Annotated in this window: 24 protein-coding genes and 2 tRNA genes; 5 read left to right on the top strand and 21 right to left on the bottom strand. The window is 59.3% G+C overall.

The window, feature by feature from the left end; all coding sequences use genetic code 11:
- Positions 1 to 11 precede the first annotated feature (11 nt).
- The 15 genes from pnp to rlmE form a co-directional block, all read right to left on the bottom strand.
- Complete coding sequence (pnp, locus tag C2U40_RS03905; protein WP_016351716.1) at positions 12 to 2,150, bottom strand: polyribonucleotide nucleotidyltransferase; 2,139 nt, start codon at positions 2,148 to 2,150, stop codon at positions 12 to 14.
- Positions 2,151 to 2,317: 167 nt separating this feature from the next.
- Entirely contained in the window at positions 2,318 to 2,587 is a 270-nt protein-coding gene (gene rpsO / locus C2U40_RS03900) for a 30S ribosomal protein S15 (protein WP_005298162.1), read from the bottom strand.
- 144 nt (positions 2,588 to 2,731) lie between these two features.
- The gene (gene truB / locus C2U40_RS03895; protein ID WP_181014883.1) at positions 2,732 to 3,691 is read right to left on the bottom strand and encodes a tRNA pseudouridine(55) synthase TruB; all 960 of its coding nucleotides are present in this window, start codon (positions 3,689 to 3,691) and stop codon (positions 2,732 to 2,734) included.
- Position 3,692: 1 nt separating this feature from the next.
- Entirely contained in the window at positions 3,693 to 4,127 is a 435-nt protein-coding gene (rbfA, locus tag C2U40_RS03890) for a 30S ribosome-binding factor RbfA (protein ID WP_011707073.1), read from the bottom strand.
- Between the two features lie 55 nt (positions 4,128 to 4,182).
- Positions 4,183 to 6,876, bottom strand: a complete 2,694-nt coding sequence (infB, locus tag C2U40_RS03885; protein ID WP_016351718.1) for a translation initiation factor IF-2 — start codon at positions 6,874 to 6,876, stop codon at positions 4,183 to 4,185.
- A 20-nt stretch (positions 6,877 to 6,896) separates the two neighbouring features.
- Positions 6,897 to 8,399, bottom strand: coding sequence for a transcription termination factor NusA (nusA, locus tag C2U40_RS03880; protein WP_011707075.1), 1,503 nt, complete (start codon positions 8,397 to 8,399; stop codon positions 6,897 to 6,899).
- A 14-nt stretch (positions 8,400 to 8,413) separates the two neighbouring features.
- A complete protein-coding gene (gene rimP / locus C2U40_RS03875) occupies positions 8,414 to 8,872 on the bottom strand; it encodes a ribosome maturation factor RimP (protein ID WP_016351719.1) in 459 nt (152 codons plus the stop codon).
- A 167-nt stretch (positions 8,873 to 9,039) separates the two neighbouring features.
- Positions 9,040 to 9,116: transfer RNA gene (locus C2U40_RS03870), tRNA-Met, on the bottom strand.
- Positions 9,117 to 9,208: 92 nt separating this feature from the next.
- Positions 9,209 to 9,293: transfer RNA gene (locus C2U40_RS03865), tRNA-Leu, on the bottom strand.
- A gap of 7 nt (positions 9,294 to 9,300) precedes the next feature.
- Positions 9,301 to 9,627 carry a preprotein translocase subunit SecG gene (gene secG / locus C2U40_RS03860; protein ID WP_010633113.1) on the bottom strand — a complete coding sequence of 109 codons (327 nt, stop codon included), beginning with the start codon at positions 9,625 to 9,627 and terminating at the stop codon, positions 9,301 to 9,303.
- Entirely contained in the window at positions 9,628 to 10,392 is a 765-nt protein-coding gene (gene tpiA / locus C2U40_RS03855) for a triose-phosphate isomerase (RefSeq protein ID WP_103828444.1), read from the bottom strand.
- A gap of 131 nt (positions 10,393 to 10,523) precedes the next feature.
- Positions 10,524 to 11,858 carry a phosphoglucosamine mutase gene (gene glmM, locus C2U40_RS03850; RefSeq protein ID WP_016351721.1) on the bottom strand — a complete coding sequence of 445 codons (1,335 nt, stop codon included), beginning with the start codon at positions 11,856 to 11,858 and terminating at the stop codon, positions 10,524 to 10,526.
- Between the two features lie 16 nt (positions 11,859 to 11,874).
- Positions 11,875 to 12,720 carry a dihydropteroate synthase gene (gene folP / locus C2U40_RS03845; protein WP_103828443.1) on the bottom strand — a complete coding sequence of 282 codons (846 nt, stop codon included), beginning with the start codon at positions 12,718 to 12,720 and terminating at the stop codon, positions 11,875 to 11,877.
- 62 nt (positions 12,721 to 12,782) lie between these two features.
- Positions 12,783 to 14,732, bottom strand: a complete 1,950-nt coding sequence (gene ftsH / locus C2U40_RS03840; protein ID WP_103828442.1) for an ATP-dependent zinc metalloprotease FtsH — start codon at positions 14,730 to 14,732, stop codon at positions 12,783 to 12,785.
- A gap of 45 nt (positions 14,733 to 14,777) precedes the next feature.
- Positions 14,778 to 15,407 (bottom strand): 23S rRNA (uridine(2552)-2'-O)-methyltransferase RlmE, encoded by a 630-nt coding sequence (gene rlmE / locus C2U40_RS03835; protein WP_011707081.1) that lies wholly within the window; start codon positions 15,405 to 15,407, stop codon positions 14,778 to 14,780.
- A 97-nt stretch (positions 15,408 to 15,504) separates the two neighbouring features.
- Between rlmE and yhbY the strand changes: the two genes are divergently transcribed.
- Positions 15,505 to 15,801: a ribosome assembly RNA-binding protein YhbY gene (yhbY, locus tag C2U40_RS03830; RefSeq protein WP_005298134.1), complete on the top strand. Its 297-nt coding sequence runs from the start codon at positions 15,505 to 15,507 to the stop codon at positions 15,799 to 15,801.
- A 104-nt stretch (positions 15,802 to 15,905) separates the two neighbouring features.
- The gene (locus C2U40_RS03825; RefSeq protein WP_103828441.1) at positions 15,906 to 16,499 is read left to right on the top strand and encodes a PilZ domain-containing protein; all 594 of its coding nucleotides are present in this window, start codon (positions 15,906 to 15,908) and stop codon (positions 16,497 to 16,499) included.
- 49 nt (positions 16,500 to 16,548) lie between these two features.
- Here the strand turns inward: C2U40_RS03825 and greA are convergent, their stop codons facing one another.
- The 3 genes from greA to pomA form a co-directional block, all read right to left on the bottom strand.
- Positions 16,549 to 17,025: a transcription elongation factor GreA gene (greA, locus tag C2U40_RS03820; protein WP_011707083.1), complete on the bottom strand. Its 477-nt coding sequence runs from the start codon at positions 17,023 to 17,025 to the stop codon at positions 16,549 to 16,551.
- 154 nt (positions 17,026 to 17,179) lie between these two features.
- A complete protein-coding gene (locus C2U40_RS03815) occupies positions 17,180 to 18,079 on the bottom strand; it encodes a flagellar motor protein MotB (RefSeq protein ID WP_103828440.1) in 900 nt (299 codons plus the stop codon).
- Between the two features lie 8 nt (positions 18,080 to 18,087).
- Positions 18,088 to 18,846: a flagellar motor protein PomA gene (gene pomA / locus C2U40_RS03810; protein ID WP_011707085.1), complete on the bottom strand. Its 759-nt coding sequence runs from the start codon at positions 18,844 to 18,846 to the stop codon at positions 18,088 to 18,090.
- A gap of 220 nt (positions 18,847 to 19,066) precedes the next feature.
- Between pomA and xseB the strand changes: the two genes are divergently transcribed.
- Genes xseB through dxs form a run of 3 tightly spaced genes read left to right on the top strand, consistent with a single transcriptional unit; the run spans position 19,067 to position 22,096 of the window.
- Entirely contained in the window at positions 19,067 to 19,318 is a 252-nt protein-coding gene (gene xseB, locus C2U40_RS26450; protein ID WP_016351725.1) for an exodeoxyribonuclease VII small subunit, read from the top strand.
- The gene (ispA, locus tag C2U40_RS03800; protein ID WP_103828439.1) at positions 19,319 to 20,209 is read left to right on the top strand and encodes a (2E,6E)-farnesyl diphosphate synthase; all 891 of its coding nucleotides are present in this window, start codon (positions 19,319 to 19,321) and stop codon (positions 20,207 to 20,209) included.
- A 21-nt stretch (positions 20,210 to 20,230) separates the two neighbouring features.
- Positions 20,231 to 22,096, top strand: coding sequence for a 1-deoxy-D-xylulose-5-phosphate synthase (gene dxs, locus C2U40_RS03795; RefSeq protein ID WP_103828438.1), 1,866 nt, complete (start codon positions 20,231 to 20,233; stop codon positions 22,094 to 22,096).
- 77 nt (positions 22,097 to 22,173) lie between these two features.
- Here dxs and C2U40_RS03790 read toward each other — a convergent pair whose 3' ends face one another.
- The 3 genes from C2U40_RS03790 to C2U40_RS03780 form a co-directional block, all read right to left on the bottom strand.
- Positions 22,174 to 23,115 (bottom strand): ABC transporter permease, encoded by a 942-nt coding sequence (locus C2U40_RS03790; protein ID WP_016351728.1) that lies wholly within the window; start codon positions 23,113 to 23,115, stop codon positions 22,174 to 22,176.
- A 3-nt stretch (positions 23,116 to 23,118) separates the two neighbouring features.
- On the bottom strand, positions 23,119 to 24,093 hold the full coding sequence (locus C2U40_RS03785) for an ABC transporter permease (protein ID WP_010633104.1): 975 nt from the start codon (positions 24,091 to 24,093) through the stop codon (positions 23,119 to 23,121).
- A 99-nt stretch (positions 24,094 to 24,192) separates the two neighbouring features.
- Positions 24,193 to 25,749, bottom strand: coding sequence for an ABC transporter substrate-binding protein (locus C2U40_RS03780; RefSeq protein ID WP_011707091.1), 1,557 nt, complete (start codon positions 25,747 to 25,749; stop codon positions 24,193 to 24,195).
- Positions 25,750 to 25,812: the final 63 nt, after the last annotated feature.

Below are 25,812 nucleotides of genomic sequence, written 5' to 3'. Positions count from 1 at the left end.
GGCTCGGCGGCTTATTCGGCGGCCGGCTCTTCGACGGCAGCAACAGCCGGCTCAGCGGCGGCTTCGGTCGGGGCGTTCGCTTCCTTGATGGAGAGACGCACGCGGCCCTGACGGTCCACTTCCAGTACCTTCACCTTCACCACGTCACCGATGGTCAGGTGGTCAGCCACGTTTTGCACGCGCGCGTCGGTGATCTGGGAGATGTGCACCAGACCATCTTTGCCCGGCAGGATGTTGACGAAGGCACCGAAGTCAGCCAGACGCACAACCTTGCCTTCGTAGATGCGGTTCACTTCGATCTCGGCGGTGATGGCCTCGATACGACGGATCGCTTCCATGGCAGCTTCGTTGGCCACGGCGGAGATACGTACAGTACCGTCATCATCCAGCTCGATGTTGGTGCCGGTCTCTTCGGTCAGCGCACGGATCACGGAACCACCCTTGCCGATCACGTCCTTGATCTTCTCAGGATTGATCTTGATGGTGTGGATACGCGGGGCGAAATCGGAGATCTGGGCACGCGGTGCCTGGATGGCTTCGTCCATCACTTTCAGGATGTGCAGGCGAGCACCACGAGCTTGCTTCAGGGCAATCTCCATGATCTCTTTGGTGATGCCTTCGATCTTGATGTCCATCTGCAGTGCGGTCACACCTTCGGTGGTACCGGCAACCTTGAAGTCCATGTCGCCCAGGTGATCTTCGTCACCCAGGATGTCGGACAGCACGACGAAACCTTCTTCTTCCTTCACCAGACCCATGGCGATACCGGCAACGGAGGCCTTGATCGGCACACCGGCGTCCATCAGCGCCAGGGAGGAACCACAGACGGAGGCCATGGAGGAGGAGCCGTTGGATTCGGTGATTTCAGATACCACGCGTACCACGTACGGGAACTCGTCGGCGCTCGGCATCACGGCAGCAACGCCGCGCTTGGCCAGACGACCGTGACCGATTTCACGACGTTTCGGGCTACCCATCATGCCGGTTTCACCGACGCAGTATGGCGGGAAGTTGTAGTGCAGCATGAAGCGGTCGGCGCGGTTGCCGGTCAGCTCGTCGATGTTCTGGGCGTCACGCTCGGTGCCCAGGGTGGCAACGACCATGGCCTGAGTCTCACCACGGGTGAACAGGGCAGAGCCGTGGGCACGCGGCAGTACGCCGGTGGCGACGGACAGGGCGCGGATCATCTCCGGATCGCGACCATCGATGCGCGGCTCGCCACGGACGACACGACCACGGACGATGCGGCTTTCCAGGCTGTGGAACTCTTCGCCGATCTTCTTGGCATCTTCTTCCACGCCGGAAGCGATCACCTGCTCAACCACGCGAGCCTTGATGGCACCGATGGTTTCGTAACGTACGGCCTTCTCGGTGATGCGGTAGGCTTCACCCAGCTCGGCTGTCGCCAGCTCGGCAACCTTGGCTTTCAGCGCTTCGTTGACGGCAGGAGCAGTCCAGTTCCACGGCTTGGTGCCGACGTCGGCAGCGAATTCGTTGATGGCGTTGATAACGGCCTGCATCTGCTCGTGACCGAACACCACGGCACCCAGCATCACCTCTTCGGAGAGGATGGCCGCTTCGGATTCAACCATCAGCACGGCGTTGGCGGTACCGGCAACTACCAGGTCCAGATCGCTCTGCGGCAGTTCGGTAGTGGTCGGGTTCAACACGTACTGACCGTTCATGTAACCCACACGGGCTGCACCGATCGGGCCACCGAACGGGATACCGGAGATGGCCAGCGCCGCGGAGGCACCGATCATGGCAACGATGTCGGGAGAAACGGCCGGGTTCACGGACATGACGGTGGCAACCACCTGAACCTCATTGAGGAAGCCTTCCGGGAACAGCGGACGAATAGGACGGTCGATCAGACGGGAGATCAGGGTCTCGCCTTCGCTCGGACGGCCTTCACGACGGAAGAAACCACCCGGGATACGACCAGCAGCATAGGTACGCTCCTGGTAGTTGACGGTCAGCGGGAAGAAATCACGGCCGTGATCGGCCTCTTTCTTGCCAACTACGGTCACAAATACGCAGGTATCGTCCATGCTGACCATGACGGCCGCAGTGGCTTGACGGGCCATCACTCCGGTTTCCAGAGTGACGGTGTGTTGACCGTACTGGAATGACTTTACAATAGGATTCACGTGAATTTCCTTTTTACAATTTGGCGCTTTAAATTCGCGTGCAAGTATACTTGATTCGATGCAAAAGGTAAGCAGCGACACAAATTCTGTGAGGGCGGCAACAGCCTGACGCGCAATAAAAAAGGGGAACCCGGAGGTTCCCCTTTTTCGCGAAATCTGATGGTCGATTAACGACGCAGACCCAGCTTGGCGATCAGAGCAGCGTAACGCTGAACGTCTTTACGCTTCAGGTAGTCCAGCAGCTTACGACGCTGGGAAACCATGCGCAGCAGACCGCGACGACCGTGGTGGTCCTTGGAGTGCTCCTTGAAGTGACCTTGCAGATGGTTGATCTGGGCAGTCAGCAGGGCAACTTGCACTTCGGGGGAGCCAGTGTCGTTGGCGCAACGAGCGTTGTCAGCAACGATTTGAGCTTTGATCTCAGCATTTAGAGACATGGTATTACTCCAGTAGAGTGTTTAAAGGTTCACAGCCAATCTCTAATTCAGCCGTGAAATGAGGGCGGTATCATAATCGTCCCCATCACTTTTCGCAACGGGAAAGAGCCACAACGGCCAACACGCGTCGATACCGCCTGAGGATCACTCCTCGTCGTGTTCGTCGTGATAACGCACCAGACGCTTGGGCGCCACGCGCCCCTCGTCGTCGATCTCGCCCACGCCGATGAACTCGCGCTCCGGACCGACCGTCATGCGCACCTGACCGCTCTGCGGCGCTCCGGCGACCTGCACGGCCTGGCCCTGGTTCACATAGGCGGCCACGGCGGCCAGCATGTTCACCTCGGGCAGGCTTGCCACGGCGGTGTCCATCGGCAGCAGCAGCGGATCCAGCTGTTCGCGCGGCGGAATGCTTTCGGCCTTGGCCTGCTCGAAGATGCACTCGAGCTGTTCCAGGGTCAGCATCCGCTCATAGGGATAGCTGGCCACCTGGGTACGGCGCAACTGGATGACGTGCGCGCCGCAGCCCAGCACCTCCCCCAGATCGTCCACCAGGGAGCGGATGTAGGTGCCCTTGCTGCAGTGCACCTCCAGCTTGACCTCGTCCCCTTCAAAGCTGATGAGCTTGAGCTCGAACACCGTGATGGGGCGGGCTTCCCGCTCGATCTCGATACCTTCACGGGCGTACTCGTAGAGCGGGCGACCGTTGTGCTTGAGGGCGGAGTACATGGACGGCACCTGCATGATGGGGCCGCGGAACTGGTCCAGCGACTCGATCAGGGTACCCACGGCCACGTTCACCGGCCGGGTGGAGACCACCTCGCCATCGGAGTCGCTGGTATTGGTGCGCTCGCCCAGCTTGGCGGTCACCTCGTAGCGCTTGTCCGCTTCCAGCAGATACTGGGAGAACTTGGTGGCTTCGCCGAGGCAGATCGGCAGCATGCCGGTTGCCAGCGGGTCCAGGGCGCCGGTGTGGCCGGCCTTGGCGGCGTTGTAGATCCGCTTGACCTTCTGCAACACATCGTTGGAGGTCAGCCCGGTCGGCTTGTCCAGCAGCAGGATACCGTGTACGTCACGGCCCTTGAAACGACGTCTACGAGACATCTCAGGCGTTATCCTCAGTAGTTTCATCCGGCGCGGCATCGTCTTCTTCACGACCGGATTCGGCCATGCGACGCTTGTCTTCACGGATGGTGTTGGTCACCAGGTTGGAGAGACGCATCCCCTCGACCAGGGTCTGGTCGTAGAAGAAACGCAGCTCGGGCACCACGCGCAGACGCATGGCGCTGCCCAGCAGGCTGCGGATGTAGCCAGCGGCTTCCGTCAGCGCCTTGAGCCCTTCCTTGATGCGCTCGGCATCATTTTCCAGCTGCAAGAAGGTGACATACACCTTGGCGTAATTGAGGTCACGGGACACTTCCACATCGGAAACGGTCACCATGCCGATGCGCGGATCCTTGACCTCGCGCTGCAGAATGAGCGCGATTTCACGCTGGATCTGCTGTCCGACCCGACGGGTCCGGCTAAATTCTCTGGCCATATTCTATCCTGCGATAAAAGGGGGCCGCGGCCCCCTATTTAATCTGACTCCAGCTTTACAGAGTCCGTTGAATTTCAACGGTCTCGTAAACTTCGATCTGGTCGCCTTCGCGTACGTCGTTGTAGTTCTTGACCGCGATACCACACTCGTAGCCGTTCTTGACTTCGTTGACATCATCCTTGAAGCGACGCAGGGATTCCAGCTCGCCTTCATAGATAACCACGTTGTCGCGCAGAACGCGAATGCGGTTGGAACGCTTGACCACACCCTCGGTGACCATACAGCCGGCCACGGCACCAAACTTCGGTGACTTGAACACGCTGCGCACTTCGGCCAGACCGATGATTTCCTGACGGTACTCGGGGGCCAGCATGCCGCTCATGGCCTGCTTCACTTCGTCGATCAGGTCATAGATGACGGAGTAGTAACGCAGATCCAGGCTCTCGGCCTCGATGACCTTGCGTGCAGAGGCATCGGCACGGACGTTGAAGCCCACCAGGATGGCGCTGGACGCGGCAGCCAGGGTAGCGTCGGTCTCGGTGATACCACCCACGCCGGAACCCACGATCTTCACCTTCACTTCGTCGGTGGAGAGCTTGACCAGGGCATCGCAAATCGCTTCCACGGAACCCTGTACGTCGGCCTTGATCACCACGTTCACTTCGGACACTTCGCCCTCGGTCATGTTGGCGAACATATTTTCCAGCTTGGCCTTCTGCTGGCGGGCCAGCTTGACTTCGCGGAACTTGCCTTGACGATAGAGCGCCACTTCACGGGCTTTCTTCTCGTCACGCACGACGGTGGCTTCGTCACCGGCAGAGGGAACGCCGGACAGGCCGAGGATTTCCACCGGCAGGGACGGACCCGCTTCCTTGATCTCGCGACCCAGCTCGTCACGCATGGCACGGACACGACCATATTCCAGGCCGCACAGCACGATGTCGCCCTGACGCAGGGTACCTTCTTGTACCAGCACGGTAGCAACCGGACCACGACCCTTGTCCAGGAAGGACTCGATCACGACGCCGTTGGCCATGCCGTCAACCACCGCTTTCAGCTCCAGCACTTCGGACTGGATCAGGATGGCTTCCAGCAGGTCATCGATGCCCTGGCCGGATTTGGCGGAGACATGGACGAACTGGCAATCGCCACCCCAGTCTTCGGACATGACGTTGTAACGGGCCAGCTCGGTCTTGACGCGATCCGGATCTGCTTCCGGCTTGTCGATCTTGTTGACCGCCACCACCAAGGGCACTTCAGCGGCCTTAGCGTGCTGGATGGCTTCGATGGTTTGCGGCATCACGCCATCATCGGCAGCAACGACCAGCACCACGATATCGGTCGCCTTGGCACCACGAGCACGCATGGAGGTAAACGCCGCGTGACCCGGGGTATCCAGGAAGGTGATCATGCCACTGTCGGTTTCGACGTGGTAAGCACCGATATGCTGGGTAATACCACCGGCTTCGCCCGCGGCAACCTTGGCTTTACGGATGTAGTCCAGCAGCGAGGTCTTGCCGTGGTCAACGTGACCCATGATGGTCACGACCGGCGCGCGCGGCTTGGCTTCGGAGGTCTCGTCACGATCGGACAGTACCGCCTCTTCCAGCTCGTTCTCGCGGCGCAGCACCACCTTGTGACCCATCTCCTCGGCGACCAGCTGAGCGGTCTCCTGGTCGATCACCTGGTTGATGGTGGCCATGGCACCCATCTTCATCATCACCTTGATGACTTCAACGCCCTTGACGGCCATCTTGTTGGCCAGGTCGGCCACAGTGATGGTCTCGCCGATCACCACGTCGCGGTTCACCGCGGCAGCCGGCTTGTTGAAGCCATGCTTCATGGCGTTCGGAGTGGCAACCTTGCCACGCTTGCCCTTGCGAGCACGCGGGTTGCGTGCATCGCGATCGTCTTCACGACGACCGGCCTTTTTCGGGCCCTTGGCAGCAGCGGCAGTGCGGCGGCTGGTCTCTTCCTTACGATCCAACTCATCTTCAGCCGCCTGAGCGTGCTTGTTGGTGGTCAGATGGTAATCGCTGCTCTCTTTGGCGCGAGCGGCTTCTTCTTCAGCCCAGCGGGCTGCGTTCTGTTCCGCCATGACACGAGCCTCTTCGGCTTTCTTCGCGGCGAGTTCCTCAGCCTTGGTCAAGGCTGCTTGTTCTTGTTGGCGCTTCAGTTCTTCTGCTTCGCGCTTGGCCATCTTTTCTGCCTCTTGCTGAGCTGTGCTACCGGCTGCTTTGGCGGGCTGTTGAGCCTGTCGAGCCTTTTGTTGTGCCTCGATCCGCGCCTTTTCCTCAGCTTCACGACGAGCCTGCTCAGCCTCACGGCGAGCCTTCTCTTCAGCGTCGAGACGGGCCTTCTCTTCGGCCTCGCGACGAGCTTTTTCTTCTGCTTCCAAACGCGCTGTTTCCTCGGCTTCCGCCTGGCGCTGTTCATCTTCCAGCGCCGAACGTCTTACATAGGTGCGAGACTTGCGCACTTCTACCTGCACTTCCTTGTTCTTGCCGCCAGTCCCCTGAACACTGATGGTGCTCTTGGTCTTGCGCTGCAAGGTCATGCGGGCAGGTGCGGCGACCTCGTCACCTCCATGCTGTTTCTTCAGATGGGCCAGCAGTGTCTGTTTCTCAGACTCGCTGACCATGTCGTCGGCCTTGCTCTTGCTGATACCGGCATCGACAAACTGCTGGAGAAGACGATCAACCGGTGTGTCGATGTCAGTGGCAAGTTGTTTGACTGATACTTCTGCCATTCATTTTCCTCCGTTTGATCTTACTCAGACTGCTCTTCTCCGAACCAACAGATATTACGAGCAGCCATAATCAGCTCACCGGCTTTCTCTGCCGTCAGCCCTTCAATATCAGCAAGGTCATCGATGCCTTGCTCTGCCAAATCTTCCAGGGTACCGATGCCGCGAGCGGCCAGTGCGTACGCCATTTCACGGCCAAGGCCGTTCAGATTGAGCAGTTCTTCGGAAGGTTCTACACCTTCAAAGGATTCTTCTTTGGCCAAAGCCTTGGTGGTCAGAGCATCCTTGGCGCGTTTGCGCAGCTCTTCCACCATGTCTTCGTCCAGGCCATCGATGGCCAGCAGCTCGTTGACCGGCACGAAGGCGATCTCTTCCAGAGTGGAGAAACCCTCTTCCATCAACAGGCTGGCGAAATCGTCATCGATGTCCAGAGTGCTGGTGAACAGCGTCAGAATGCGGTCGTTCTCGGCCTGGTGCTTGGCACGCATGTCCTCGACGGTCATCACGTTCAGCTCCCAACCGGTCAGCTGGGAAGCCAGACGCACGTTCTGACCGTTGCGACCGATGGCCTGGGCCAGGTTGGCGGCTTCCACGGCGATGTCCATGGTGTGGTTGTCTTCATCAACGATGATGGAGGCCACATCGGCAGGCGCCATGGCATTGATCACGTACTGGGCCGGGTTGTCATCGTACAGCACGATGTCGGCGCGCTCGCCGCTCAGCTCGGCGGAGACCGCCTGAACACGGGCACCACGCATGCCGATACAGGCACCGATCGGGTCGATACGACGATCGTTGGTCTTCACCGCGATCTTGGCGCGGGAACCCGGGTCACGGGCTGCGCCCATGATTTCGATCATCTCTTCACCGATTTCCGGTACTTCGATGCGGAACAGCTCTTTCAGGAAGTCCGGGCTGGAACGGCTGACGAACAGCTGGGAACCACGGGCTTCCGGACGCACGGCGTAGAGCAGACCACGGATGCGGTCGCCCGGGCGGAAGGTCTCGCGCGGCAGCATGTCGTCGCGGAAGATCACGGCTTCGGCGTTGCTGCCCAGATCCAGGATCACGTTGTCGCGGTTGCTCTTCTTGACCACGCCGCTGATGATGGTGCCTTCCTTGTCCTTGAACTGGTCAACGACCTGGGAACGCTCGGCTTCGCGCACTTTCTGCACGATGACCTGCTTGGCAGTCTGAGTGGTGATGCGGTCGAAGGTGACAGAGTCGATCTGATCTTCAACGTATTCACCAATCTGGATTTCTGGCTGCTCGATCTGGGCAGCTTCCAGGGTAATCTCGGCGTAGGGGTTTTCCATCGCAGCTTGATCTGCAATGACGACCCAGCGGCGATAAGTGTCGTAGTCACCGGTCTTGCGATCGATCTCGACCCGAACTTCAATCTCGCCTTCGTATTTTTTCTTGGTCGCTGTCGCCAACGCGGTTTCCAGAGCCTGGAAAATCTTCTCGCGGGGTACCGCCTTCTCGTTGGAAACTGCGTCAACGACCAGCAAAATCTCTTTATTCATATCCGATAGCCTCGTTAACCAAAGTTCGGCACTATGTTCGCTTTTTGGATATTGGTGAAAGCCAACACTTCGTCCTTACCATCTACCGTCAGGGTGATCATGTCGCCCTGCACGGCTTTGATTACGCCTTTGAACTTGCGGCGGTTGTTTGTTGCCATCCGAAGCGTTACCGCCGCCTCTTGGCCAACGTATTTTTCGAACTGGGCAACCTTGAACAGGGGACGATCCAGACCCGGGGAAGACACCTCGAGGTAATACTCCTCGGTGATGGGATCTTCGACATCCATGATGGCGCCAACCTGATGGCTGACCTCAGCACAGTTCTCGACGCTCACGCCATGCTCGCCGTCGATATAGACGCGCAAGGTGGAGTGTTTACCCGCACGGATAAACTCAATACCCCACAGTTCAAAGCCCAAGGCAACGACAGGAGCCTCGAGCAGATCGGTCAAACGTTGTTCCAACGTAGCCAAAGTCACCCTCCGAAAAAACAAAAAAAGGGCATAAAGCCCAGATAGAAATTGGTTCAGAGTAAATTGCACATAACAAAAAGCCCCGATGTCAAATCGGGGCTTGGCGCTTTACCCTGATTGTCGCCTCGCAGCGACCGCCTTCCTGAGCGTAGGAAATGCGTGAAATTTGGTTGCGGGGGCCGGATTTGAACCGACGACCTTCGGGTTATGAGCCCGACGAGCTACCATGCTGCTCCACCCCGCGTCCGAAATCGTGCGAGATTATAGCCACTTCACCCTCGTCACACAAGACTGACTGGCTATAATACACCCGGTTACCCAGGCTCACTGCTTAATTGGTGCCGTGGGCGGGACTCGAACCCGCACACCCTAGAGCACTACCCCCTCAAGATAGCGTGTCTACCAATTCCACCACCACGGCAAAACTCTTACTCGGGAACGTCAGTGTCTTTCTTGACTGGCGCTTTGCTCTGCTCAACCTGTTGGGTTTGTTGCAGATTTTCCCATTCACTACCCTGTTTGACCTTGTTGCTGGACATAGAGCCGAGCACCAAGCTAATCAAGAAGAACAGAGTAGCCAAAATCGCTGTTGTGCGGGTCAGGAAGCTGCCTGAACCACCGGAGCCGAATACGGTATTCGATGCCCCTGCGCCGAAGGAGGCGCCCATGTCAGCCCCTTTACCTTGCTGAATCATCACCAGACCAATCAGAGCCAGTGAAACCAGCAGATAAACGACCAAAAGAATCTCGTACATTTAACTTGCACCCTTTGCCGCTTCAACAATTCCTAAAAACGTCTGGTCATCGAGACTTGCTCCACCAATCAGGCCGCCGTCAACGTCGGGCTGGGCAAACAACTCTCTCGCATTGGCCGGCGTCACGCTCCCACCATAGATGATTCTGACTTTCTCACCTATGACCGGAGTATCCTCCGCCAAGCGACCACGTATAAAGGAATGAACCTCTTGTGCCTGCTCGGGTGTGGCGCATTTACCTGTACCTACAGCCCAAATCGGCTCGTAGGCGATGATAGCATTATCGAAAGCCATCGCGCCATTTTTCTCTATGACGATGTCCAGCTCTTCGGCGATCACCTCGAAGGTTCTTCTCGCCTGCCTCGCTGCCCCTGATTCACCCAAACAGAGTATGGGAATCAGACCTGCTGCTCTGGCTGCCGCAAACTTCTCTGCTACGATAAAACTGGTCTCACCAAAGAGACGCCTGCGCTCGGAGTGCCCTACCAGTACGTATCGACACCCTGCCTCGACCAGCATCTGACACGAGATTTCCCCCGTGTAAGCGCCCTGTCTGTGCTGGCTCACGTTCTGAGCCCCCAACTTCATTGCCCGCTGCTCACCGAGCAGTGCGACCGTAAAGTCGAGATGCACATGGGATGGACACAAGACCACGTCTACTCGTTCATCAACGTCCTTCAGACATTGACCGGTAAACTGCTCTAACTGCGACCTACTACCGTGTAACTTCCAGTTGGCTGCTACAAACGGCTTGCGATGTCCCATCGGCAACTCCCTTGCGAAAGCGGGGCTGATAATATCCAGAGGATTGTCAGCTGACAAGCGCTATTTTCAAATTTTCGAATCGTTTGAACAAGATACAACCAGGGCGGCTTAAAAGCCGCCCTTTTTGTTCATTAAAACGCCGATTCGACCTGTTGTGCGATGCGTTGGGCCATATCACGCACCTGCTGTTCATGTTCCCCTTCCACCATCACGCGGATCAGGGGTTCGGTGCCTGATTTGCGCAGCAGCACACGGCCACGACCAGCCAGCTCCTGTTCCACCTTGGCCACTTCCTGCTGCACGGCGTCGGCCGCCAGCGGGTCCTTGCCTTCGGCAAAGCGCACATTGACCAGCACCTGCGGGAACTTGTTCATGCCGGAGCGCAGCTTGGCCAGCGGCATCTCGGCAGTGCAGATGGCAGTCAGTACCTGCAGGGCGGCGACGATGCCATCCCCGGTAGTGGTCTGATCCAGGCAGATGATGTGACCGGAATTCTCGCCGCCGATGCGCCAGCCCTTCTCGTTCATCATCTCCAGCACGTAGCGGTCGCCCACCTTGGCACGGGCGAACGGGATGCCGAGAGTCTGCAGCGCCAGTTCCAGACCCATGTTGGCCATCAGGGTGCCCACCACACCGCCCTTGAGGCGACCGTTGCGCAGTGCATCGCGGGCGATGATGTAGAGGATTTCATCGCCGTCGATGATATAGCCGGTGTTGTCCACCATCACCAGACGGTCGCCATCACCATCGAAGGCCACCCCCAGATCTGCCTTGCACTCCAGCACCTTGGCCGCCAGGGCTTCGGGGGCGGTCGAACCGACACCGTCGTTGATGTTGAGACCATCCGGGCTGCAGCCGATGGCGATCACTTCAGCCCCCAGCTCGCGGAACACGGAAGGCGCAATGTGGTAGGTCGCACCATGACCACAGTCAACCACCATCTTCAGCCCTTCCAGGCTCAGATTGGAGGGGAAAGTGCTCTTGCAGAATTCGATGTAACGACCGGCGGCATCATCGATGCGCAGGGCCTTGCCAAGCTCGGCGGACTCCACGCACTTGAGCTCGTGGTCCAGCTCGGCTTCGATGGCCATCTCGACTTCGTCAGGCAGCTTGGTACCGTCGGCGGAGAAGAACTTGATGCCGTTGTCGTAATAGGGGTTGTGGGAAGCGCTGATGACGATGCCGGCTTCGGCCCGGAAGGTGCGGGTCAGGTAGGCGACGGCCGGGGTGGGCATGGGGCCCATCAGAATGGCCTTGAGACCTGCGGCGGACAGGCCCGCCTCCAGTGCGGACTCCAGCATGTAGCCGGAGATGCGGGTATCCTTGCCGATCAGCACCTTGCGAGTGCCCTTCTTGGAGAGCACCTTGCCCGCAGCCCAGCCCAGTTTCATCACGAAATCCGGGGTGATCGGGTATTCACCCACCTTGCCGCGTACACCGTCGGTGCCAAAATACTTTCTTGCCATTGTCTGTTCTCGTTTTTTATTTGGATATGAAATCTTGTCCCGTCATGACCATCCAGCCGGTACGCAAGGCATCCATGGTCGCTCGCACATCGTGCACCCGAATGATCCGGGCACCGCGCTGCATCCCGATGAGCGCACAGGCCAGACTGCCGGCCAGCCGTTCATCAACCGGGCAGCCAAGCAGGTTGCCTATCATAGACTTTCGCGACATACCGACCAAGAGCGGAAGCTGGTAATCGAGCAACTTCTCCTGTTTGGCAAGCAGCTGATAGTTGTGCGCAAGCGTCTTGCCGAAACCGTAACCGGGGTCCAGCAACAACTGCTCCCTCTCTATTCCCGCTGCCAGGCAGGCGGCGATCCGCTCGTCGAAGAAAGCCCTCACCTCCCCCAGCAGATCGTCATAATGCGGCTCTGCCTGCATGGTTCTGGGCTGCCCCTGCATGTGCATCAGGCACACCGGAACGTTGGCAACGGCGGCCGCAGCCAGGGCCCCCGGCTCGAGCAGGGCTCGTACGTCGTTGATAAGATGGGCACCCGCCGCGCAGCCTTCCCGCATCACCGCCGCCTTGGAGGTATCCAGGGAGATCATCACCTCCAGCTCGGCGACCATGCGCTCCACCACGGGAATGACTCTGTCCAGCTCCTCCTGCTCGCTCACATCGGGAGCACCGGGACGGGTCGACTCGCCACCGATGTCGATCAGGGTCGCCCCCTCCGCCACCATCTGGCGCGCATGGGTCATCGCCCGCTCCAGCTGATTGAAATGACCGCCGTCGGAGAAGGAGTCCGGTGTCACATTGAGGATCCCCATCACGTGGGGACGTTCGAGGGAGAGGCTGAGCCCCTTGCTGGTTAGCTGCATCGTTACTTCCGTTGATATAAAGAAAAACCCCGGGGCCAGCCCGGGGTTTGTATCATCACGATTTATTTGGCCGGCAGATCGTTGGCCTTGTCGATATTGACATCAGCCACCTGCTCGGTCTCGGCTACCGCCGGCTTGGCCTCTGCTGCAACCGTGGCACCGCCTTGCGGGGTATCACCGTGCTCATCATGCCAGTTGCTGGGTGCACGCACCTCGCGGCGAGCCATCAGATCATCGATCTGCTTGGCATCGATGGTCTCGTACTTCATCAGCGCATCTTTCATGCTGTGCAGCACGTCCATGTTGTCCAGCAGGATCTGCTTGGAGCGGGCGTAGTTGCGATCGATGACCTGCTTGACCTCGGCATCGATGACGCGCGCGGTATCATCGGACATGTGCTTGGCCTTGGCCATGCTGCGACCGAGGAACACCTCGCCATCCTCTTCCGCGTAGAGCATGGGACCGAGACGCTCGGACATGCCCCACTGGGTCACCATCTTGCGGGCGATGTCGGTGGCGCGCTCGATGTCGTTGGACGCACCGGTCGATACCTTCTCGGCACCGTAGATCAGCTCTTCCGCCAGACGACCGCCGTACAGGCTGGAGATCATGGACTCCAGATGCTGCTTGGAGTGGCTCCAGCGATCCTGCTCCGGCAGGTACATGGTCACACCCAGCGCACGACCGCGCGGAATGATGGAGACCTTGTAGACGGGGTCATGATCCGGCACCAGACGACCAATGATGGCGTGACCGGCTTCGTGATAGGCCGTCATCTCCTTCTCGGACTCTTTCATCACCATGGAGCGACGTTCCGCACCCATCATGATCTTGTCTTTGGCCTTTTCAAACTCGGCCATGGAGACCACTCGACGGCTCTCGCGGGCCGAGAACAGGGCGGCTTCGTTGACCAGGTTGGCCAGGTCAGCACCGGAGAAACCGGGCGTACCGCGAGCAATCAGCGCCGGATTGACGTCATCCGCCAACGGCACCTTGCGCATATGCACTTTCAGGATCTGTTCGCGACCACGCACATCCGGCAGACCGACCACGACCTGGCGGTCGAAACGCCCCGGACGCAGCAAGGCGGGGTCCAGTACGTCAGGACGGTTGGTGGCGGCGATGACGATGATGCCTTCATTGCCTTCAAAACCATCCATTTCGACCAGCATCTGGTTCAGGGTCTGCTCACGCTCGTCATGACCACCGCCCAGACCGGCGCCACGCTGGCGGCCGACCGCGTCGATCTCATCGATGAAGATGATGCAGGGAGAAGACTTCTTGGCCTGCTCGAACATGTCACGCACCCGGGAGGCACCGACACCCACGAACATCTCGACGAAATCTGAACCCGAAATGGTAAAGAACGGCACCTTGGCCTCGCCCGCAATGGCCTTGGCCAGCAGGGTCTTACCGGTACCGGGAGGACCAACAAGCAGCACGCCGGTCGGGATCTTGCCACCCAGTTTCTGGAACTTGCTCGGATCGCGCAGATAATCGACCAGCTCCTTCACCTCTTCCTTGGCCTCGTCACAGCCAGCCACGTCGGCAAAGGTGGTCTTGATCTGATCTTCACTCATCAGGCGAGCCTTGCTCTTGCCGAACGACATGGCACCCTTGCCACCACCGCCCTGCATTTGACGCATGAAGAAGACCCAGACACCGATCAACAGCAGCATCGGGAACCAGGAGATGAAGATGGACGTCAGCAGAGACGGCTCTTCCGGCTTCTCGCCCATCACTTTGACATTGTGATTGAGCATGTCGTTGAGCAGCTGGGGATCCGGCGCCGGGATGATGGTGGTGAAGCGTTCACCGGTGCGCTTGACGCCATTAATGACCTTGCCATCCATCCGCACTTCACGGATCTGCTCTTGGGTCACTTCTTTAACGAAGCTGGAATAGTCCAGCTGGCGACTGGTGGTATCGCTGGGGCTGAAGCTATTGAACACCGACATCAACACGACGGCGATGACCAGCCACAGGATTAGGTTTTTCGCCATGTCACTCAAATCAGTAACCTCGCAGACTGACAGTTAACGATGAAGGTTAGGGTACTACAGTTTAAAACCGGTAGCCACAATGTAGACTTCTCGTGAACGGGCACGAGACGAGTCTGGTTTACGAATCTTGACGGCAGTGAAAAGTTTACGGATTTCATTGAGATAGATATCAAACCCCTCCCCCTGGAACACCTTGACCACGAAGCTGCCGTTGGCCCGCAGGACCTGATTGCACATGTCCAGCGCCAGTTCGACCAGATACATGGAACGGGCCTGATCCACCTGCTGGGTACCGCTCATGTTGGGCGCCATGTCGGACATGACGACGTCAACCTTGTCCGGACCTACCCGTTCAAGCAGAGCGCCCAGCACAGTTTCCTCCCGAAAGTCGCCCTGAAGGAAATCGACACCGGCGATGGAATCCATCGGCAGAATATCGCAGGCGATCACCCGGCCCTTGTCACCAACCTGGTCGATGGCAAACTGGGACCAGCCACCGGGGGCCGCCCCCAGATCCACCACCGTCATGCCCGGCTTGAGCAGTTTGTCCTTGCCCTGGATCTCGTCGATCTTGAACACGGCACGGGATCTCAGTCCCAACTTCTGGGCTTTTTTGACGTATTGATCGTCAAAATGCTCTTTTAACCAGCGGGTTGAACTGGGGGAATGTTTTTTCTGGGTCATGATCGTCGACTTTAAAAAACCACAAGGGTTATTAGTATTAAGGGCTAAGTGGGGGTAGAATACGCCCCTTTCAACCCTGACTTATGAAGAAATTGCCATGATTCTCAACAATAAACAGAAACAGTACCTCAAGGGCCTTGCCCATAGTCTGAAGCCGGTCGTCCTGCTGGGACAACACGGTCTGACTGAAGGTGTGCTGGCCGAGATCGATCTGGCGCTCAACCACCACGAGCTGATCAAGGTTAAGGTTGCGTCTGAAGATCGTGAGATGAAACAGCTGGTTATGGATGCCATCGTCCGTGAAACCGGCGCGGTGAAAGTACAGAGCATCGGCCACGTGCTGACCATCTATCGTCAGGCCAACGAGCCGAAAATCCAACTGCCCCGCAAGTAACAGGAAAGAGCATCGCTCTTTCCTTCATTTCCCCTCTTCCCAAGTCGCTTGCCAAAGTAGTCGCCAGGCCCTTAACCTGCGATGAATACTCGTGGATACCCGCTATGGATCACCATCAGATTCTCACCGAAGATGAACTGGCCATGCTACGGGACTTGGGAAGCGATCAGGAGACGGCCGCCGGTCAATCCCTGAGCGGTTATCTCGCCACTCCCCTGCTAGGCCTGCTGCAACGCGCCGACCCGCTGGTGCTGGAAGCCCGTTTTGCCGGGCATCAGCTCCGTTTTCCGCTGCGCTTCACTCAAGGGGATGATGGCTTTGTCGAGCCACGCATCGCCGCCCCCGTCATCAAGGAGCTGGGTTATCCCCATCCACGCACCTGGCGGCTGGACGAGCAGGCCAGCTTCAGGATGGGTGAGCACGAATATCTGGTGCACAGCCTGTCGCTCGATGGTCTGGTCGTCGAGGGCCTGCCGCCCGGACTGGCCGTCGGCACAACCTTGACGGGCAGCCTGCTCATTGAGGATCTCGCCCCCCTGCCGCTCAGCGCAGAGCTGGTCAGGCACATTCATCGTCGCAACGGCATCCAGGGCTGGGCACTGCATTTCCAGATGGCCAAAGCGGACCTTGAACTGCTGCGCAACTGGATGTTCCAGCGTCACCAGGACGCCTTTACCCAGGCTTACCAGCCCCGCTAAATACAAACAGGGGAGCCGGGGCTCCCCTGTTCTCTGGCATCCACCTACCTCAGAGGTAGGCAACTTCCAGGATCTCGTACTCCACATCGCCTGCCGGCGTCTTGACGATGGCCACATCGTCCACTTCCTTGCCGATCAGGGCACGGGCGATGGGGGAATTCACGGAGATCATGTTCTGTTTGATGTCAGCCTCGTCGTCGCCCACGATACGGTAGACCACCTCTTCTTCCGTCTCGCTCTTGAGCAGAGTCACGGTTGCCCCGAAGATGACGCGACCATTGTTGGTCATCTTGGTGATGTCGATCACCTGGGCGTTGGAGAGCTTGCTCTCGATTTCCTGGATACGGCCTTCACAGAAGCCTTGCTGCTCGCGGGCAGCATGGTATTCGGCGTTTTCTTTCAGATCACCATGTTCACGGGCATCTGCAATCGCTTCGATAATCTGCGGACGCAGCTCGGTCTTGAGATATTCGAGCTCTTCACGCAGCTTTTCAGCGCCGCGAACAGTCATCGGAGTATGATTCATAGTCGAAACCTGGGTTGCTTGAAAAGAGAAGCTGCGGCTATCAGAGAGAGCCGCAGCTGTCGGTTCGGATGAGGCATCTTAATATGAAGCCGGCACAAAATCCATGTCAGTCCCTGCGAGCGGGATCGCGCTTTCTCATCAGAATTTGCCGAAACTATTTCTGCTCCTGCGCGCTTATCGGGGCTGACACCGTCGGTTTGCCCTGCATGATGGAGATCTCCACCCGCCGGTTCATGCGCCGGTTTTCCGGGCTGGTATTGGGCACCAGCGGCTGGGAATCGGCCATGCCCTGTACCACCAGTCGGCCGCCATCAAAGCCCGGCACCTTGATCATCTGGTGGGCTACCGCCACCGCCCGTTGGGAGGAGAGCTCCCAATTGGACTGGAACAGCTCATCCTCGGTGGCGGCATCATCAGTGTGGCCCGAAATGGTGATCTCGCCGGGCACATCCTCGAGCAGGGCTGCCACCTTGCGCACCACCGGCCAGAACTGGGGCTGCAGGAAGGCGGATCCCGCCGGGAAGGCCGCTTTTTCCCGGATCCGGATGATGATCTGCTGGCCCAGCGCCTCCACTTCGATGGCGCCATCCTGGATCTGCGCCTTCATCTGATCCGCCAGCGCCTTGGCCAGCGCGTTGGACTGCTCCTGCTGCTGTTGTTTCTGCGCCTCCTGCTGGGTGTCGCCCCCCACCAGCTTCTCTTCGCTCTTGTCATGACCGCCGGCCTGATCGGCATCACCGGGCTGAAAATCCAGCTCGGTCTGGGTCATGTCCATGGTCTGCTGCATGATGGTATCGATGGGGGTCGGCTCGGGGCGACCCGGCCTGAACTCCTGGGCGATGACGGAGGTTCCCTTGGGGATGTCCTTCACCTCGAGAATATTCTGCACCCCGAACGCCTTCTCCATGGAGCCGGCAATCTGTTTGAACTTCTGCACGTCCATCTCGGCAAACGAGAGCAGCAGCACGAAGAAGCACATCAGCAGCGACATCAGGTCGGCGAAGGTTCCCATATAGCCGGGCAGACCGGGAGGTGGGCATTTGCACTTTGCCATGCGCGCTCCTATTCGGTCCCGTTGTTGCGTTTGGACTGGTTCAGGTAGTTCTGCAGCATGGCCTGGATCACCCGCGGGTTCTGGCCATCCTGGATCCCCATGATGGCGTCGAGGATCAGGGTACGGCTCAGCTGCTCCTCACCGCTGCGCAGCTCCAGCTTGTCGGCGATGGGGATGGCGATCATGTTGGCCTCGATCGCCCCGTACAGGGTGGTGAGCAGGGCCACCGCCATGGCCGGGCCGATGGACTTGGGATCGCTCATGTTGGCCAACATGGCCACCAACCCCACCAGGGTACCTATCATCCCCATGGCAGGGCCGAGATCCCCCAGGGAGCGGAACACCTTGACGGCGATGACGTGGCGCTCCGAGGTCAACTCGATATCCTTCTCCATCACGGCCCGCACCACGTCGGCGTCATGGCCGTCCACCAGCATGTCGATGCCCTTCTTCATGAAGGTATTGGGGATCTCCGCCGCCTCCAGGGCCAGGAAGCCCCCCTTGCGGGCCGCGTCCGCCAGCTCCACCGCCTTGGCAATCAGGTCATCGAGCTTGTCCCCCTTGTACATGAATGCCTTGCCAGCCACCTTGAACGCCATCAAAAACTGGCCGAGGTTGAACTTCATCATACAGATGAACAGAGAACCCAAAATGGTGATATAGACCGAGGGCATATCCACATACATGCTCATGGGGCCACCCAGCAGCATGCCGTACACCACCACCCCGAACCCCAGCACTATGCCTATCAGACTGCCTAAATCCACATCCCTACTCCTGTCAGCTGAAATTTGTTGTATCTGCAGTTTGTTGAATTTTCTGCTATTGGCTCATCAGCGGCAAGGGTTGCCACAATTTTCCCCGTTCGGAAGATGGCTTATTATCGGCCACTTTTCCGAGAGTTTAAGCCGACGGCATTTTTCTGCCTCCCCCCTGCCCGTCGTCGATGTTAAGATAAGCCGTTTTTTTCAATCCCCGAGGATGGACATGGCCAGTAAAAAAATCGACCGCCTGAGTTTTGATGCCACTCTGGAAGAGCTGGAAACCATAGTTCATCAACTGGAACAGGGCTCCCTGCCGCTGGAAGAGGCCCTCAAGCAGTTTGAGCAGGGCATTCATCTGGTGCGGGCCGGTCAGCAGAAGCTGGAGCAGGCCGAGCAAAAGATCCAGATCCTGCTGACTCAGGCCGACGGCAGCGAGCAAGCCGTCCCCTTCCAGCCAGAGCAAGGAGAGGAGTGAGTGACGCTGGACGATTTTTCCCGCCTGCACCGGCAACGTATTGACGACTGTCTGTCTGCACAACTTGAATCCTTGCCTGCCATGGCCCCCCGCCTGCGCGATGCCATGCGTTACGGCCTGTTGCTGGGAGGCAAGCGGGTGCGCCCCTTCCTGGTCTACGCCGTCGGCGAGATGCTGGGCGTAAAGAACGAACTGCTGGACGGCCCGGCCGCCGCGGTGGAGTGCATCCACGCCTACTCCCTGCTGCACGACGACCTGCCCGCCATGGACAACGACGATCTGCGTCGCGGTCAGCCGACAGTGCACAAGGCATTCGATGAAGGCACCGCCATTCTGGCCGGCGACGCCCTGCAGACCCTGGCCTTCACCATTCTGGCCGATCACCCGATGCCGGATTCGCTGCTGGCCAACAGGGTACGGATGCTGAGCCGACTGGCCCGCGCCTCGGGTTATCTCGGCATGTGCGGCGGTCAGGCGCTGGATCTGCTGGCGGAAGGGCGCCAGATTTCCCTCGCCGAGCTGGAACAGGTACACCGCCACAAGACCGGGGCTCTCATCGAGTGCGCCGTGGCGCTTGGCGCCCTGTGCAAGGCGGACGTGGATGAAACCACCCTGAGCGCGCTGCAAACCTATGCCGCCGCCATCGGTCTCGCCTTCCAGGTGCAGGATGACATCCTCGACATCACGGGCGATACCGCCACCCTCGGCAAGCGGCAAGGTTCCGATCTGGCGCTGGAAAAGAGTACCTATCCGGCGCTGCTGGGGCTCGACAATGCCCGTGAGCTGGCTCGCGAACTGCATGGTAAAGCCTTAACAGCCTTGCAATCTTTGCCCTACAATACCGACATTCTGGAAGCGTTTGCCGATTACATCATCGAGCGAACCCACTAAACGCTGGATAACAGTAACAATATGAGCGTTGATATAAGCAATTTCCCCAACCTGGCCCTCGCGGATACGCCGGTCGAGTTGCGATCCCTGCCCTTCGAGCGGCTGCCCGTGCTGTGCAACGAACTGCGTGAATATCTGTTGCGTTCGGTGAGTCGCTCCAGTGGCCATCTTGCCTCCGGGCTCGGCACCGTCGAACTGACGGTGGCGCTGCACTACGTCTACAACACCCCGTTCGATCGGCTGGTGTGGGACGTGGGCCACCAGGCTTATCCCCACAAGATCCTCACCGGTCGCCGCGATCGGATGCAGAGCATCCGCCAGAAAGACGGTCTGCACCCCTTCCCCTGGCGTGGCGAGAGCGAATATGACGTGCTCTCGGTCGGCCACTCCAGCACCTCCATCGGGGCGGCGCTCGGCATGGCAGTTGCAGCCGAAAGCGAAGGGCTTGGCCGCAAGGTGGTAGCGGTGATCGGCGACGGAGCCATCACCGCCGGCATGGCGTTCGAGGCACTCAATCACGCCGGCGATGTCCACAAGGACATGCTGGTGGTGCTCAACGACAACGAGATGTCCATCTCCGAAAATGTCGGGGCACTGAACAACCACCTGGCCCGCATCATGTCTGGCAAGCTCTACACCACCATCCGCGAGGGTGGCAAGAAGGTGCTGGCCGGCCTGCCGCCGGTCAAGGAGCTGGCCAAGCGGGCCGAGGAACACCTCAAGGGAATGGTGGTGCCAGGCACCCTGTTCGAGGAGTTCGGCTTCAACTACATAGGCCCCATCGACGGCCACGACATCAACGCCCTGGTCGAGACCCTGCGCAACATGCGCAACCTCAAGGGGCCGCAGCTGCTGCACGTCAAGACCAAGAAGGGCAAGGGCTACGAGCCCGCCGAGAAGGACCCCATCGGTTATCACGGCGTGCCCAAGTTCAATCCGGACGAGTGCACCCTGCCCAAGGCGAGCGGCGGCAAGCCGAGCTTCTCCGCCATCTTCGGCCAGTGGCTGTGCGACATGGCGGCCAAGGATGAGCGGCTGGTCGGCATCACCCCGGCCATGCGCGAAGGCTCCGGCCTGGTGAAGTTCAGCCAGCAGTATCCGGATCGCTACTTCGACGTGGCCATCGCCGAGCAGCACGCAGTCACCTTCGCCGCCGGTCTCGCCATCGCCGACCAGAAGCCGGTGGTCGCCATCTACTCGAGCTTCCTGCAGCGTGCCTACGACCAGCTGATCCACGATGTGGCGCTGCAACAGCTGCCGGTGCTGTTCGCCATCGATCGGGCCGGTCTGGTGGGGGCCGACGGCCCCACCCATCAGGGGGCGTTCGACATCAGCTTCCTGCGCACCGTGCCCAACATGGTGATCATGACCCCGTCCGACGAAAACGAATGCCGCCAGATGCTCTACACCGGCTACCAGTGCAACGGGCCGGCAGCGGTACGCTACCCCCGCGGCAGCGGCACCGGCATCCAGGTCGAGAGCGAGATGCAGGCGCTGGCGCTCGGCCAGGGCCGCATTGTGCGTCAGGGCAAAGGCACCGCCATCCTGGCGTTTGGCACCCTGCTGCAACAGGCCAAAGCAGCAGCCGAGGCGCTCGATGCCACCCTGGTGGACATGCGCTTCGTCAAGCCGATGGACGAGGCGCTGGTGCTCTCCCTGGCCGCGAACCACGATCAGTTCGTCACCCTCGAGGACAACGCCATCATGGGCGGCGCGGGCTCTGCGGTGAACGAGCTGCTGATGCGCAGCAAACAGTGCAAGCCGGTGCTCAATCTCGGCCTGCCGGATCGCTTCGTCGAACAGGGTACCCAGGAGGAGATCTACGCTCTGCTGGGGCTCGATGGCGCCGGCATCCAGCGCAGCATCGAGCAGTGGCTGCAGGCTTGACCCCCTCAGCACACAGCAAAAGGGCGCCGTTATGGCGCCCTTTTTGTTTGTCTGTCTCGCTTGTTTACCTGTGACCATCAGCCCTTGTAGAGCTTGGGATTGAATACATCCCGCAGCCAGTCACCCAACAGGTTGATGACCAGCACCAGCACCACCAGGCAGATGCCCGGGAAGGCGGTGATCCACCAGGAACCGGAGAAGATGTAGTTGAAGCCCACGCTGATGAGCGAGCCCAGCGACGGCTGATCCACCGGCATCCCCAGACCGAGGAAGGAGAGCGCCGCCTCGCTCATGATGGCGTTGGCCACCTGCACAGTGGAGATGACCAGGATCGGCGACAGGCAGTTGGGCAGAATGTGGCGGAACATGATGCGCGGGGCGCGAAAGCCCATCACCTTGGCCGCTTCCACATACTCCTTCTTCTTCTCCGCCAGTACCGAGGCACGCACGGTTCGGGCGTACTGCGGCCACTCCGCAATACCGATGATCACCACCAGCATCAGGATGGCGAACTTCGAGTAGAACTCGGAACCAAACGTCGCCTGGAAGATGGCGGAGATGATGATCGCCACCATCATGGTGGAGAACGACAGCTGCACGTCGGCAAAGCGCATCAGCAGGCTGTCGATGCGGCCACCGAAGTAACCGGCGATGAGGCCGATGACGATGCCGAGCACCAGCTGCAGCGCCACCGCGAACAGACCTATGGTCAGCGAGATGCGTGCGCCATAGAGGATGGTGCTCCAGATGTCGCGACCCTGGTTGTCGGTACCGAGCCAGAAGCGCTCTTCGCCCCCTTCCAGCCAGGAGGGCGGCAATTCGGCATCCATCAGATCGAAGCTGGTCTGGTCATAGACGTTGTACGGGGCCAGCCAGGGTGCCAGCAGCGCCGCCAGTACGAACACCACGAACACCGCAAAGCTGAACATGGCTACCTTGTCCCGCAGGAAGTAGTAGACGATGTCGGAATTTTTAAAACGTGCCCAACGGCTTGGGCTTGCAGTTACAGCATTAGTCATCTGTTACCCCTTGGCGGTCAGGTTGACGGTCGGGTTGATCAACCCGTAGAGCAGGTCGACCAGGGTGTTGGTCACCACGAAAATGAGCCCGACGAAGATGACGTAGGCGGTGATGAGGGGCGTATCGACCCGGTGGATCGCCTCGAGGAACAGGAAGCCGGTCCCCGGCCACTGGAACACGCTCTCGGTCAGGATGGTGTAGGCCACCATGGTACCGATCTGCACACCACCGACGGTAATGACCGGCAGCATGGTGTTCTTGAGGGCGTGTTGATAGTAGACCTTGTTGTTGTCCAGCCCCTTGGCACGGGCGAACTTGACGTACTCGGAGGAGAGCTGCTCCAGCATCTCGGAGCGCACCAGCCGGATGAACAGCGGCAGCATGATGGAGGAGAGCGCCACGCAGGGCAGGATCAAATGCTTGATGCCGTCCCAGGTGAAGAAGCCCGACTCCCAGCCCAGCAGGTTGTAGGTCTCGCCGCGGCCATAGGCCGGCAGCCAGCCCAGCTGGATGGAGAAGAGGTACATCAGCATGATGGCGGTCAGGAACACCGGGATCGAGATGCCGATGCTGCTCCCCGCCATGATGATCTTGGTCGGTATGCTGTGCGGGCGGATCGCCGAGTAGACCCCAAGCGGAATGGAGACCACCACGATGATCAGCGCAGCGCCAAACACCAGCTCAAGAGTAGCCACCAGCTTGTCGAGGATAACCTCGAGGGCTGGTCGCTTGAAGAAGTAGGAAGTACCCAGATCCCCGTGTACCGCGTTCTTCAAGAAGCGGCTGTATTTGACGAGGAAAGGATCGTTGAGGCCCATCTTCTCGCGCAATTCGTGGCGCTGGGCTTCGGAGACGGATTGTCCCACCAGCTCGCGCAACGGATCCCCCAGGTTGTCCTGGATGGAGAAGGCGACCAGGCTGATGACGAACATCACTATCACGGCCTGATAGAACCGTTTCAGCAGGAATGTAAACATGCTTGTCCTTCTACGTGGCCTGTGTCATGGCACAGGCTTCTGTTAGCAGGCGGGGTGGTCGGCTGACCACCCCGCCCCGTCCTTCCTTGCAACCTTCGCTTACTTGCCGACCACCAGGTCGCCGAAGTAAGGGAAGTTCATCACGTTGACCACCGGCTTGATGTCGGCGTTCTTCTTGGCGCCGTAGGCCAGATCTTCCCAGTGCAGCGGCACATAGGCAGCATCGTCGATCAGCATGGCTTCGACCTTCTTCAGCATCTCGGCACGCTTGGCCGGATCGGTCTCGGCGTTGGCCTGCTCGACCAGCTTGTCAGCCTCGGCGTTGGCATAACCGGCACAGTTGTACTGACCCATGCCGGTCTTGGCATCCTTGGTGAAGGTCAGGAACTCGAAGAAGTTTGCACTGTCTTCGGTGTCGGAGTGCCAGCCGATCAGCTGCATGTCCGCGGCGCACTTGTCAAACTCAGGCCAGTACTGGGCCACCGGCATGGTCTTCAGATCCACCTTGATGTTGATCTTGGCCAGCATGGCGGAGACGGCCTGGGCAATCTTGACGTCGTTGACGTAACGGGCAGCCGGGGAGATGAAGCTCATCTTGAAGCCCTGCTCATAGCCGGCTTCCTTCATCAGCTGCTTGGCCTTGGCCAGATCATACTGGGGCTTGAGCGCCTCGTTGTGACCGGCATAGCCTTTCGGGCTCAGCTGGCCGGCGGGGGTGCCAAAGCCTTTGTTGATCTTCTCGACGATACCCACCTGGTTGATGGCGTAGTTGATCGCCTGACGCACGCGCTTGTCTTTCAGCGCCGGGTTGGTGTTCTGGTTCAGCTCGATGATGATGGCGCGGGTACCGGACAAGGTCACCAGCTGGGTGTCCTTGCCGTTCTTCACGCGCTCCAGATCGTTCGGCGCAACCGGGTAGATCACGTCCACGTCGCCACCCAGCAGGGCCGCCACGCGGGTGGCGTCTTCCTTGATGGGCACCACAGTCAGGTTGTCGACGTTGCCCTTGGAGGCCTTGTCCCAGTAGTTGGCGTTGCGGGTGTACTCCAGCTTCACGCCCTGCTCGCGGAACTTGACGCTGAACGGGCCGGTACCGGAGACATGGGTGGAGGCGTAGGAGTCGCCGTTCTTGACGATCTCGGCCTTGTCTTTGCCCGCCTCAGTCTTGCCGGTATAGAACTTGGAGTCCATCGGGAAGATATAGGTGACGGTCTGCAGCACCAGCGGGAACGGCTTGGCGGTGACGAGATCGACGGTGTACTCATCGACCTTCTTCACTTCGGCGATGGGGTCGAAGATCGCCTTGAAGTCGACGGAGGACTTCAGACGGTTGACGGTCCACACCACGTCATCGGCGGTGAAGTCGTTGCCGGAGTGGAACTTGACGCCCTTGCGCAGGAAGAAGCGCACTGTCTTGTCGTCGATGCGCTCATACTTCTCGGCCAGACGCGGCTCGAATTTCAGATCCTGGGTGTAACGCATCAGCGGATCGAACACCAGGTGGGACATCTCCAGGGTCTGACCGGAGAGCTGCTCCTGCGGGTCCAGCGAGGTGGCGTCGGAGGCGACGGCGACCTTGATGTCGACGGCGGAAACGTTAAAAGCGAAACCGGCGGCAAACAGCGCCAGGGCAATCTTGGATAATCCTTTCTTCATGTCTTTCTCCATGCTTTTGGCTTTTTATTGACACTTTTTTTGACAAGCAGAGCGGCGGGCCGC

Source organism: Aeromonas sp. ASNIH4, assembly GCF_002934425.1.
Taxonomy (GTDB): Bacteria; Pseudomonadota; Gammaproteobacteria; order Enterobacterales; family Aeromonadaceae; genus Aeromonas; species Aeromonas hydrophila.
The sequence above is the reverse complement of the archived record's forward strand: the minus strand, read 5'-3'. Positions and strand labels throughout refer to the sequence as shown.

Coding starts and splice junctions, on each gene's coding strand:
- rpsO (WP_005298162.1), bottom strand. CDS start 2,587: ATGTCTCTAAATGCTGAGATCAAAGCTCAAATCGTTGCTGACAACGCT.
- truB (WP_181014883.1), bottom strand. CDS start 3,691: ATGTCTCGTAGACGTCGTTTCAAGGGCCGTGACGTACACGGTATCCTG.
- rbfA (WP_011707073.1), bottom strand. CDS start 4,127: ATGGCCAGAGAATTTAGCCGGACCCGTCGGGTCGGACAGCAGATCCAG.
- infB (WP_016351718.1), bottom strand. CDS start 6,876: ATGGCAGAAGTATCAGTCAAACAACTTGCCACTGACATCGACACACCG.
- nusA (WP_011707075.1), bottom strand. CDS start 8,399: ATGAATAAAGAGATTTTGCTGGTCGTTGACGCAGTTTCCAACGAGAAG.
- secG (WP_010633113.1), bottom strand. CDS start 9,627: ATGTACGAGATTCTTTTGGTCGTTTATCTGCTGGTTTCACTGGCTCTG.
- tpiA (WP_103828444.1), bottom strand. CDS start 10,392: ATGGGACATCGCAAGCCGTTTGTAGCAGCCAACTGGAAGTTACACGGT.
- glmM (WP_016351721.1), bottom strand. CDS start 11,858: ATGGCAAGAAAGTATTTTGGCACCGACGGTGTACGCGGCAAGGTGGGT.
- folP (WP_103828443.1), bottom strand. CDS start 12,720: ATGCAGCTAACCAGCAAGGGGCTCAGCCTCTCCCTCGAACGTCCCCAC.
- rlmE (WP_011707081.1), bottom strand. CDS start 15,407: ATGACCCAGAAAAAACATTCCCCCAGTTCAACCCGCTGGTTAAAAGAG.
- yhbY (WP_005298134.1), top strand. CDS start 15,505: ATGATTCTCAACAATAAACAGAAACAGTACCTCAAGGGCCTTGCCCAT.
- C2U40_RS03825 (WP_103828441.1), top strand. CDS start 15,906: ATGGATCACCATCAGATTCTCACCGAAGATGAACTGGCCATGCTACGG.
- greA (WP_011707083.1), bottom strand. CDS start 17,025: ATGAATCATACTCCGATGACTGTTCGCGGCGCTGAAAAGCTGCGTGAA.
- C2U40_RS03815 (WP_103828440.1), bottom strand. CDS start 18,079: ATGGCAAAGTGCAAATGCCCACCTCCCGGTCTGCCCGGCTATATGGGA.
- xseB (WP_016351725.1), top strand. CDS start 19,067: ATGGCCAGTAAAAAAATCGACCGCCTGAGTTTTGATGCCACTCTGGAA.
- dxs (WP_103828438.1), top strand. CDS start 20,231: ATGAGCGTTGATATAAGCAATTTCCCCAACCTGGCCCTCGCGGATACG.
- C2U40_RS03790 (WP_016351728.1), bottom strand. CDS start 23,115: ATGACTAATGCTGTAACTGCAAGCCCAAGCCGTTGGGCACGTTTTAAA.
- C2U40_RS03785 (WP_010633104.1), bottom strand. CDS start 24,093: ATGTTTACATTCCTGCTGAAACGGTTCTATCAGGCCGTGATAGTGATG.
- C2U40_RS03780 (WP_011707091.1), bottom strand. CDS start 25,749: ATGAAGAAAGGATTATCCAAGATTGCCCTGGCGCTGTTTGCCGCCGGT.